At 75.5% G+C, this 11,832-nt stretch carries 1 protein-coding gene; it reads right to left on the minus strand.

Translation table 11 applies throughout. The annotated features are described in order from the left end of the window. Positions 1-54: 54 nt before the first annotated feature. On the minus strand, positions 55-11,811 hold the full coding sequence (locus AB2U05_RS15560; RefSeq protein WP_369183493.1) for an SDR family NAD(P)-dependent oxidoreductase: 11,757 nt from the start codon (positions 11,809-11,811) through the stop codon (positions 55-57). Positions 11,812-11,832 lie beyond the last annotated feature (21 nt).

Here is an 11,832-nt window from a genome sequence, read left to right on the forward strand (position 1 = left end):
GGATCGGGCGGGTGCGGGGTCGGGCGGGTGCGGGATCGGGCGGGTGCGGACGGGTCAGAGCACGCCGAGGACGGCGTCCAGGGCCTGGTCCATCTCGTCGACGGTCAGCTCCTCGGCCAGCCGGAGCGCGTCCGTGCCGCCGCCCACCGGGGCGGCCTGCGGGGCGCCGGCGAGTTCGAGCAGCCGGCCGAGCAGGCCGCTCTGCCGCAGGTCGGCCGCCGAGATCCGGCCCAGCGCCCAGCGGGCGGCCTGCTCCGGGTCCTGCGGCGGGGCGCTGTCCTCGGGCCGGACGGCGCCGGAGTCCAGGCGGACGTTCAGGAAGTCCGCGATGGCCTGCGGCGTCGGGTAGTCGAAGGCCAGCGTGCTGGGCAGCGGCACCTGCGCGAACGCGGAGAGCCGGTTGCGCAGTTCGACGGCCATCAGCGAGTCCCAGCCGTGGTCGCGCAGCGGCTGCTCGGCCCGGACGGTCGCGGTGTCCGACAGCCCGAGGACGGCGGCCACCTCCTGCCGGACGAGCTCGGTGAGCGAGGCGATCCGCTCCGGGCCGGTCAGGCCGGCCAGCCGCTCGCCCAGCGAGTCGGTGCCCGCCGCCGAGCGGCGCGCCCGGCGCAGCGGGGTGCGCAGCAACGCCCGCAGCAGCGGCGGGAGTTCCGACCCCGCCGCGCGCTGCAGCCGGTCCAGGTCGAGCCGCAGCGGCACCAGGAGCGGCTCCGGCCGGCCGAGTGCCGTGTCGAACAGGGCGAGGCCCTGCTCGACGGTCAGCGGCTGCGCGCCCTGGCGGCGCATCCGGCCCAGTTCGGCGTCGCCGAGGTGGGCGGTCAGCCCGGTGCCGCCCTGCTCCCACAGGCCCCAGGCGAGGCTGGTGCCGGGCAGGCCGCGACGGGTGCGGTGGGCGGCGAGGGCGTCCAGGTAGGCGTTGGCCGCCGCGTAGTTGCTCTGCCCCGGGGAGCCGAGCGTGCCGGCCACCGAGGAGAACAGGACGAACGCGGCCAGGTCCAGCCCGCGGGTGAGCTCGTGCAGGTGGCGGGCGCCGGTGGCCTTCGGGGCCAGGACGCGGCCGAACCGCTCGGCGGTCTGGTTCACCACGACGCCGTCGTCGATCACGGCGGCCAGGTGGACCACGCCGGTCAGCGGGTGGTCGGCGTCGACCGCCGCCAGTGCCGCCGCGACCTGCGCGCGGTCCGCCACGTCGCAGGCCAGCACCCGGACGGTGGCGGCGCCGGCCGCGCGCAGCTCGTCCACCAGCTCGTCCGTCCCGGCCGCGGCCGGGCCGCGGCGCGAGGTCAGCACGAGGTGGCGGACGCCGTGCCCGGTGACCAGCCGGCGGGCCGTCAGGCGGCCCAGCTCGCCGGTGCCGCCGGTGACCAGGACGGTGCCGTCCGGGTCCAGCGGGCGCGGCGAGGTGAGCACCAGCTTGCCGATGTGCCGCCCCTGCGCCATGAAGCGGAACGCGTCCGCCGCCCGGCGCACGTCGTACGCGGCGAACGGCAGCGGGGCGACGACCCGCCGCTCCAGCAGGTCGGCGACGACGGTGAGCATCTCCAGGATGCGGTCCGGTCCGGCGTCCATCAGGTCGAACGCCCGGTAGTGGACGCCCGGGTGGGCGGCCGCGACCTCCGCCGCCCGCCGGATGTCGGTCTTGCCCATCTCCAGGAAGCGGCCGGCGCGCGGCTCCAGCAGCCGCAGCGAGGCGTCGATGAACTCGCCGGTGAGCGAGTTCAGCACGAGGTCGAAGCCGCCGTCCGTCCGCCACCGCGTCTCGAAGCCGGTGTCGCGCGAGGAGGCGATCCGCTCCTGCGGCAGCCCGAGCCGGCGCAGCGTCGCCCACTTGCCGGCGCTCGCCGTGCCCCACACCTCGGCGCCGAAGTGCCGGGCCAGCTGGACGGCGGCCATGCCGACGCCGCCCGCCGCCGCGTGCACCAGCACCCGCTCCCCGGCGGTCAGCCCGCCGAGTTCGAGCAGCCCGTGGTAGGCGGTGAGGAAGGCCAGCGGGACGGTCGCGGCCTCGGCGAAGCCGACGCCGTCCGGGATCCGCACCATCATCCGGCCGTCCGCCCGGACCTCGGTGCCGAAGGTGCCGACCGCGAGGCCCATCACCCGGTCCCCCGGGCGCAGGTGGGCGACGCCCGGTCCGGTCTCCAGGACCACGCCGGCGCACTCCAGGCCCAGCTTGGGGGCGTGCACCATGTCGAGCGCGTTCAGCACGTCCCGGAAGTTCAGGCCGGAGGCGTGCACCCGCAGCCGCACCTCGTGCTCGCCGAGCGGGCCGCCGTCCTCGACCGGGACCAGGGCGAAGGTGTCCAGTCGGCCCTTCTCCCGGATGTCCAGGTGCCAGGCCGCCGCGGCCGGGGGCGGCAGCAGGGTGCCGTCCGCCGACTGCGTCGGGCGCAGGCGCGGGACGAGGACGGCGGCGGCGCGGACGGCCAGTTCGGGCTCGTCCGCGGCGGCCAGGGCCCGGGCGACCTGGTCCGGGTCCCCGTGGGCGTCGGTGGCCTGGTCCGGGTCCAGGTCGAGCAGGCGCAGGCGGTGCTCCGGGTGCTCGGTGCGGACCGAGCGGAGCAGGCCCCACAGCACGGCCTGCTCGGGCGCCGGCACCTCGTCCTCGGGGCGGGCCGGGACGGCGCCCCGGGTCAGCCAGACGACCTCGGTGTCGGCGAAGCGGACGTCGGACACCAGGAGCTTGACCTGCTCCAGGGCTGTGACGGCGGTCCGCTCGGCCGCACCGGCCTCGGCGGTCGCAGCTGTCTCGGACAGGTCGACCAGGATGCGGGCCGGGACGGCCGGGCGGGCGAGCAGGTCCGCCAGGTCGCGGACCGTGGTCAGGCCCAGCCCGGCGGCGACGGGGTGCTCCGAGGAGCCGCCGAGGACGACGGTGTCACCGAGGCCGGCGGCGGCGCCGGTCTCCGGCAGCGGCTGGAACTCCAGCCGGTACAGGTGCTCGGCGCCCGAGGCGGGCCGCACCCGCAGCTGCTCCGCCCGGGCCCGCTGCACCTCCAGCGAGCCCGCCGACAGCACCGGCTCGCCGGCGGCGTCCGTCACCAGCACCCGGGCCGCCAGGCCGTCCGGGGAGGTGAGCTCCACCCGGACCCGCAGCTCGGTGCTGTCCGTCGCGTACAGGGTCACGTCCGACCAGGCGAACGGCAGCAGCACGGTGTCCGGCTCGCCGCTGTCGGAGCCGGAGTCGGAGTCGGCGGTGACGCCGGCCAGGGTGTGCAGCGCGGCGTCGAGCAGCGCCGGGTGGATCGCGTGGCCGTCCGCGCTCAGCCCCTCGGGCAGCACGACCCTGCCGTACGCGACCCGCTCGCCCGACCGGCGGTGCAGCTCGGTCAGGCCCCGGAAGGCCGGACCGTAGCCGAGGCCCTGCTCCGCCAGGCCGTCGTAGAGGCCGTCCAGCGCCACCGGTTCGGCGCCCGGGACGGGCCAGGCGCCCAGCTCGGCGGACTCCGCCGTGGCGTCGCCCCCGGTGTCGGCCAGGCGGCCCTGCGCGTGCAGGGTCCAGGGCGCGTCGGGGGCGGCCGCCTCCGACTGGCTGTGGATCTCCAGCGGGCGGGCCTCGTGCTCGTCCGCCGGGCCGACCTTGACCTGCAGCCTCAGGCCCTCGGTGGCCGGCAGCACCATCGGCTGGGCCAGCGTCAGCTCGGCCACCCCGGCCGCACCCACCTGGTGGGCGGCGGACAGCGCCAGGTCCAGCAGACCCGCGCCCGGCACGAGGAACGCACCGAAGACGGCGTGGTCCGCCAGCCACGGCTGGTCGCCGAGCGACACCCGGCCGCTCAGCAGGTGGCCCTCGCCGCCCGCCAGCGCCGTCACGGCCGCCAGCCACGGGTGCTCGGCCGCGAGCAGCCCGGCGGAACGGGCGTCCCGGCCCGCCCTCGGGGCGTCCAGCCAGTACGGGCGGCGCTGGAAGGCGTAGGTGGGCAGGTTGGCGGGGGTGCCGGCGGCAGTGCTGGTGCCAGGGCCGGTGCCGAGGACGGCCGTCCAGTCGAGGTCCTGGCCGGCGACGTGGAGGGCGCCGGCGGCGGCGAGCAGGGCGGCCGGTTCGTCGTCGGTGGCCCGGAGGGAGGCGGTGAAGACGGCGTCGTCCAGGCAGGCGGCGCCCATCGCGGACAGCACCCCGGACGGCCCGCATTCCAGGAAGCGGCGCACGCCCGCGTCGTGCAGGGTGCGGAGGGCGTCCAGGAAGCGGACGGCCTCGCGGGCCTGGCGCGCCCAGTACCGCGGGGAGCGCACGCCCTCGCCCGGGGCGAGGTCCGCGCCCATCCAGCGGCCGTCCAGGGTGCTGACCAGCGGCACCCGTGGGGCCCGCAGCTCGCACGTCTCGACGACGGCGGTGAACTCGGCCAGCATCGCGTCCATGTGCGGGCTGTGGAAGGCGTGCGACACCTCCAGGCGGCGCACCCGGCGACCGGCGGCGCTCATGGCGGCGAGCAGTTCCTCGACGGCGGCCGTGTCGCCGCTGACCACCGTCTGGGTCGGCGAGTTGACGCCCGCGACCGCGATCCGGCCGGACGACACCTGGGCGAGGGCGGTGAGGACCTCGTCCTCGCCCGCCTCCACGGAGGCCATCGCGCCGCCCGTCTCGCAGCCCTGCATCAGCCGCCCCCGGGCAACGACCAGCCGCGCCGCGTCGTCCAGCGACAGCACACCCGCGACGTGCGCGGCGGCCAGCTCACCGACCGAGTGCCCGGCCACGGCGGCCGGGGACACACCCCACGCCTCCCACACCCGGTACAGCGCCACCTCGACGGCGAACAGGGCGGGCTGGGTGAACTCCGTCCGGTGCACCAGTCCCGCATCCACGCCCTCGGGGTCCGCGAACACGACCTCCTTCAACGGCCGCGCCGCATACCGGTCCAGCACCTCGACGACCTCGTCGAAGGCCGCCCGGAAGAGCGCCGAGGACGCGTACAGACCGGCGGCCATGCCCAGCCGCTGGCTGCCCTGACCGGTGAACAGCACACCGAGGCCCGGGCCGCTCGCGACCGGCAGGCCGACGACCGCACCCGCACCGGGACGGCCCTCGGCCAGGCTCCGCAGAGCGGTGACGGTGTCGGCCGTGGAGGCGGCGACGACGGCGGCGCGGTGTTCGAAGTGGGTGCGGTGCTGGGCGGCGGTCAGGGCGACGTCCGCGAGCGGGGTGCCGGGGTTGGCGTCGAGCCAGTCGGCCCAGCGGGTGGCCTGGGCACGCAGCGCGGCTTCGTCGCGGCCCGAGATCAGGACCGGGCGGGCCTGCGGCTGGGAGTCTTCCGGCTGGAGGGCTTCGGCGGTGGGGGCTTCCTCCAGGATGAGGTGGGCGTTGGTGCCGCTCAGGCCGAAGGACGACACGCCCGCCCGGCGGGGCCGGTCGGCGCGCTGCCAGGGGGTGTTCTGCTGGAGGAGCGCCAGTCCGCTGCCGTCCCACTCGATGTGCGGGCTCGGCTCGTCGGCGTGGAGGGTGCGCGGCAGGGCGCCGTTCTCCAGGGCGAGGACCATCTTGATCACGCCGATGACGCCGGCGGCCGCCTGGGCGTGGCCGATGTTCGACTTCGAGGAGCCGAGGAGCAGCGGGCGGTCGGCGGAACGGTGGGGCCCGAAGACCTCGGCCAGGGCACCCGCCTCGATCGGGTCGCCGAGCGACGTCCCGGTGCCGTGCGCCTCGACGGCGTCGATGTCGGCGGCGGAGAGCCGGGCGGCGGCCAGGGCGTCCTGGATGACGCGCTGCTGGGAGGGGCCGTTGGGGGCGGTGAGGCCCTGGCTGCGGCCGTCCTGGTTGATCGCGCTGCCCTTGATGACCGCGAGAACGCGGTCCCCGTCGCGCTGAGCGGCGGAGAGGCGCTTGAGGACGAGGATGCCGCAGCCCTCGGCCCAGCCCGCGCCGTCCGCGTCGGCACCGAAGCTCTTGCAGCGGCCGTCCGCCGCCATGCCCTTGAGACGGCTGAACTCGACGAAGAGTGCGGGGGTGTTCATGACGGTGACGCCGCCGACCAGCGCGAGCTCGCACTCGCCGGAGCGCAGCGCCTGGGTGGCGAGGTGCACGGCGACGAGCGAGGAGGAGCAGGCAGTATCGACGGTCACGGCCGGGCCCTGGAGCCCGAGCGCGTACGAGACGCGACCGGAGACCACGCTGCTCGCGTTGCCGGTGCTCATGTAGCCGTCCAGGACTTCGAGTTGACGTCCTTCGTGGCTGCCGTAGTCCGAGCTCATGGCGCCGAGGTAGACGCCGGTGCGGGTGCCTTCCAGGCTGCCCGGGCGGATGCCCGCACGCTCCAGCGCCTCCCACGCGGCTTCGAGGACGAGCCGCTGCTGCGGGTCCATCGACTGCGCCTCGCGCGGGCTGATGCCGAAGAACGCGGCGTCGAACTGGTCGACGTCCTCCAGGAATCCGCCCTCGCGGGCGTAGCTCTTGCCCACGGCGTCCGGGTCCGGGTCGAACAGGTCCAGGCCCTGCCAACGCTTGGGGAAGCCGCCGATGGCGTCACCGCCGGAGACCAGCAGCTCCCAGAACCCTTCCGGGGTGTCGATCCCGCCGGGAAGGCGGCAGGCCATCGAGACGACCGCGATCGGGTCGTCCGTCCGGGCGCTGGCGAGGACGCGGGTGGGGGTGAGTGCGGGCTTCGCGGTGCCGAGGTCGAGCCGGTCCAGGATCAGGCCGGCGATCGCGGTGGGGGTCGGGTAGTCGAAGGCGAGGGTGGACGGCAGGGTCAGGCCGGTCTCGGCGGCGAGACGACGGCGCAGTTCGACGGCCATGAGGGAATCGAGGCCGAGCTCCTTGAACACCTGCTGAGCGCCGATGCCGTCCGCGCCACCGACGCCGAGGACGGCCGCCGCCTCGCGGCGGACCAGGTCCAGCAGCGTGCCCTGGCGCTCGGCCGGGCTCAGCGCCGCCAGGCGCTCGCGCAGCGCGGAGGGCGCGGCCGCAGCCGTCCCCGCGCGGCGCAGGCGGGCCCGGACGAGGGACCGCAGCAGCGGCGGCACGTCACCACCGCGCTCCAACTCGCGTCGCACCGAACCCAGTTCGAGACGGACGGGAACGACGTGGGCGAAGGCGGAGCCGAGCGAGGCATCGAGTGCGCGCAGGCCCTGGGCGGGGGTGAGGGCGGCGACGCCCTGGCGGCGCATCCGCTGGAGTTCGGCGTCGCCGAGGTGGGCGGTCAGGCCGGTGCCGGCCTGCTGCCACAGGCCCCAGGACAGGCTCAGGCCCGGCAGACCGTCCGCCCGGCGCCGCGCGGCCAGGGCGTCGACGTAGGCGTTCGCCGCCGCGTAGCCGCTCTGGCCCGCGCTGCCGAGGACACCGGCGGCGGAGGAGAAGAGGACGAACGCGTCCAGGTCCAGGCCCCGGGTGAGCTCGTGCAGGTGACGGGCGCCGATGGCCTTCGGGGCCAGGACGCGGGCGAAGCGCTCGGCGCTCTGGCCGGCGAGCAGGCCGTCGTCCAGGACGGCGGCCAGGTGGAACACCGAACCGAGCGCGCCACCAAGGCCGTTGACGACCGCCGCGATCTGCTCACGGTCCGCGACGTCGCACGCCTCGATCCGCACGCTCTCCGCACCGGCGGCCAGCAGTGCGCCCCGGACATCGGCGGCGCCGGAGGCCGCCTCACCCTGACGAGAGGTCAGCACGAGGTGACGCACACCGTGGTGGCGCACCAGGTGCTCGGCCAGCTCCCGGCCCAGCTCACCGGTGCCGCCGGTGACGAGAACCGTCCGCTCCGGGTCCAGCACGACCCGCTCGGACGCGTCCGCCGCCGACACCCGCACCAGCCTCGGGGCCGTGACCCGGCCGCCGATCACGGCCAACTCCGGCTCACCGTCTGCGAGCAGAGCCCGCGCGATGGTGCCGGCGTCCGCGTTCGTGTCGAGGTCCAGCAGTCGGATCGCCCGGTCCTGGTACTCCGCGCGCACCGTCCGGACGAAGCCCGCCAGCGCGGCCTGCACCGGTTCACCGGCAACGGCGCCGCGCGTCACGAACACCAGCTCGCCAGGCTCGTCCACCAGCCGCTGAACCAGCGCGAGCACGTCCGCCAGCGCCTCGTGGACCGGTCGGCCGGCCCAGCCCGTCAGGTCCACCAGGGTCCGGCCGGGCAGCTCGTCGGCGTCGACGTCGGCGTCGACGAGGTGGTCGATACCCAGCAGGCGCGCCAGGTCGCCGTTCCCGCCGAGGACGGCGCTGCGGCCGGCTTCCGCCGAGGACGGCGACTGCTGCACCTCCTGGTGGTCGACGCGGTAGAGGTGGTCGACGGTGGCGGCCCCGCGGACCTGCTCGGCGGTCGCCTCGCGGATCTGCAGTCCGTCCACGAACGCCACCGGGCCACCGGCCGGGTCCGCCACCCAGATCCGGGCGCTGGTGCCCGACGCGTCCAGGTCGACGCGCACCCGCAGTTCGGTGCCACCGGCCGCGAACAGCTCCACGCCCGTCCACTCGAAGGGCAGGAACACCCGCTGGTCGCCCTCGGCCTCGTCACGGGCACCGACCAGGGTGTGCAGGGCGGCGTCCAGCAGAGCGGGGTGGACACCGTACTCGTCGGCCTTCAGGCCCTCGGGGAGCCGGACGAGGCCGTACGCGGTGCTGCCGTCACGGAACAGCTCGGTCAGGCCCTGGAACGCCGGACCGTAGGCCAAGCCCCGGGCGGCGAAGCGCTCGTAGAAGCCCTCCAGGCTCACGGACTCGGCGTTCACCACCGGCCAGTGGCGAAGAGCGTCGAAGCCTTCCGACTCGCCCTTCTCCTCGGCGAGTTCACCGGAGGCGTGCAGCGTCCAACCGTCCTGCGCGTCCTCGGGACGGCTGTAGAGGGAGACCGGCCGGCGGCCGCTGTCCACACCGCCGACGACGACCTGCAGCCGGACCGGGCCCTCCAGGACCAGCGGCTCGACGAGCGCCAGCTCCTCGACCCGACCCGCGCCGACCTCACGGCCGGCGGCCAGGACCAGATCCAGGATCCCGGTGCCGGGGACGAGCACCGTGCCGAAGGCGGCGTGGTCGCGCAGCCACGGCTGGCCGTTCGGCGCCAACCGCCCGGTGAACAGGTGGCCCTCACCGTCCGCGAGCGCCGTGCCCGCGCCCAGCCACGGGTGGGCGGAGGCTTCGAGGCCCATCGAGCCCGCATCCGCCGAACCCGAACCCACCTCGGTCCAGTAGTGCTCGCGCTGGAACGCGTAGGTGGGGAGGTCGGTGACCAGGTCGCCGCTGTTCCCGAGGACCTTCGTCCAGTCGACGGCCACACCTTGGGTGTGCAACTGGCCGAGGGACTTAAGGAGTTGGTCGAGGCCGCCCTCGTTGCGGGCGAGGGAGCCGACGACCACGCCGCCGTGTTCGGCACTGCCGTCCGTCAGCGGCATGGCCAGCACCGGGTGGGCGCTGACCTCGATGAACACGTTGCGGCCGTCGCCGAGCAGCTGCTCCAGCGCCCGGTCGAAGCGGACCGGCTCCCGCAGGTTCCGGCACCAGTACGCACCGTCCAGCTCGGGACCGTCCAGCACCCGGCCCAGGACGGTGGAGTAGAAGGGAACGGACGCACGGCCGGGCGTCAGGTCGGCGAACTCCTCCGCCAGGCCCGGCAGCAGCGGGTCCATCTGCGCGCTGTGCGAGGCGTAGTCGACGTTCACCCGGCGGCAGAACACATCCTGCTGCGCCAGGTCCGCCACCAGGGCGTCGATGGCCTCGCTCTCACCGCTGACCACGGTCGAGCCGGGCGTGTTCACCGCAGCCACGGAGAGCCGGCCGTCGTAGGCCTTCAGGATCTCCTCGACCTCGGTGACGGGCCGCTCGACCAGCGCCATGCCGCCGAAGCCGGTCACCGCGCGCACGGCCGCCGAGCGGTGGGCAACGACCTTGGCGCCCTGCTCCAGCGACAGCGCACCCGAGACGACGGCCGCGACGACCTCGCCCTGGCTGTGACCGACGACGGCGCTGGGCTCGACGCCCCACGAACGCCACAGCGCCGAGAGCGCCACACCCATCGCGAACAGCGCCGGCTGCACGACATCCACCCGGTCGACGGGCGGGTGATCGCCACCCGCGCCGGCCAGCACGTCCAGGACCGACCAGCCCGTGATCGGACGCAGTGCCGCGTCGCACGCCACGACGGCGTCACGGAACACCGGGGACTGCTCCAGCAGGGCAGCCCCCATGCCGAGCCACTGGCTGCCCTGGCCCGGGTACACGAACACGACCTCGCCGGGGTGACCGGCGACGCCGACGCCCGCCGAGTCACCGGCGGCCAGCGAGCGCAGCTGCGCCACCGCCTCGTCGGCGGAGCCCGCGACGACCACCGCCCGGTGCTCGAAGTGGGTGCGGTGGTGGGCGGCGGTCAGGGCGACGTCCGCCAGCGGGATGCCGGGGTTGGCGTCGAGCCAGTCGGCCCAGCGGGCGGCCTGGGCGCGCAGGGCGGCCTCGTCGCGGCCCGAGATCAGGACCGGGAGGGCGGAGAGGTCGCCCGCACCCTCGCCGGTCGGGGCGGCCGGCGCCTCCGGGGCCTCTTCGAGGATGACGTGGGCGTTGGTGCCGCTGAGGCCGAAGGACGACACGCCCGCGCGACGCGCCCGCTCGCCGCGCTCCCAGCTGGTGGCTTCCTGGAGGAGGGCGAGCCCACTGCCGTCCCACTCGACGTGCGGCGTCGGCTCGTCGGCGTGCAACGTGCGCGGCAGCACACCGTTCTCCATGGCCAGCACCATCTTGATCACGCCGATGACACCGGCCGCCGCCTGGGCGTGGCCGATGTTCGACTTGGACGAGCCCAGCAGCAGCGGGCGGTCGGTGGGCCGGTTCGGCCCGAAGACCTCCGCCAGCGCCCCCGCCTCGATCGGGTCGCCGAGCGACGTCCCGGTGCCGTGCGCCTCGATCGCGTCGATGTCGGCGGCGGAGAGGCGGGCCGCCGCCAGGGCGTCCTGGATGACCCGCTGCTGCGACGGCCCGTTCGGCGCGGTCAGCCCCTGGCTGCGCCCGTCCTGGTTGATCGCGCTGCCCTTGATGACCGCGAGCACCCGGTCCCCGTCGCGCTGAGCGGCGGACAGCCGCTTGAGCACCAGGACCCCGCACCCCTCGGCCCAACCGGCACCGTCCGCACCCGCGCCGAAGCTCTTGCAGCGCCCGTCCGCCGCCATGCCCCGCAGCCGGCTGAACTCGACGAACAGGGAGGGGTTGCTCATCACGGTGACGCCGCCCACCAGCGCCAGCTCGCACTCGCCCGCGCGCAGCGCCTGGACGGCCAGGTGCACGGCGACGAGCGACGACGAGCAGGCGGTGTCCACGGTGACGGCCGGGCCCTGCAGCCCCAGCGCGTAGGAGACGCGGCCGGAGACGACGCTGCTGGCCTTGCCGGTGCTGATGTAGCCGTCGAGCGCGTCGAGGTCCTGGCCGAGGCTGCCGTAGTCGGTGCTCATGGTGCCGAGGTAGACGCCCGCCCGACTGCCTTCCAGGGTCTCCGGGCGGATGCCGGCGCGCTCCAGGGCCTCCCACGAGGCTTCGAGGACGAGCCGCTGCTGCGGGTCCATCGACAGGGCCTCGCGCGGCGAGATGCCGAAGAAGGCGGCGTCGAAGCGTTCGACGTCCGTGAGGAAGCCGCCTTCCCGGGCGTAGCTCTTGCCCACCGCCTCCGGGTCCGGGTCGAACAGGTCCAGGCCCTGCCAGCGCTCCGGGAAGCCGCCGATCGCGTCGCCGCCCGAGGCCAGCAGCTCCCAGAAGCCCTCCGGGGTGTCGATCCCGCCGGGGAGGCGGCAGGCCATCGAGACGACCGCGATCGGCTCGGAGCGTTGCGCCTCCAGCTCGGCCGCGCGCTTCTGGAGGGCCCGGATGGCCGGCAGGGCCTGTTCCATGCGGTCCTGGGCTGAGGTCGTCATGTGGATGTCCTTTCCGCGTGC

Origin of the sequence: Streptomyces sp. Y1 (genome assembly GCF_041053115.1) — a bacterium.
GTDB classification, from domain to species: domain Bacteria; phylum Actinomycetota; class Actinomycetes; order Streptomycetales; family Streptomycetaceae; genus Kitasatospora; species Kitasatospora rubellomurina.

What these genes read in the sequence shown, in the direction of transcription:
- AB2U05_RS15560 (WP_369183493.1), bottom strand. Translation starts at nt 11,811, where the DNA reads ATGACGACCTCAGCCCAGGACCGCATGGAACAGGCCCTGCCGGCCATC.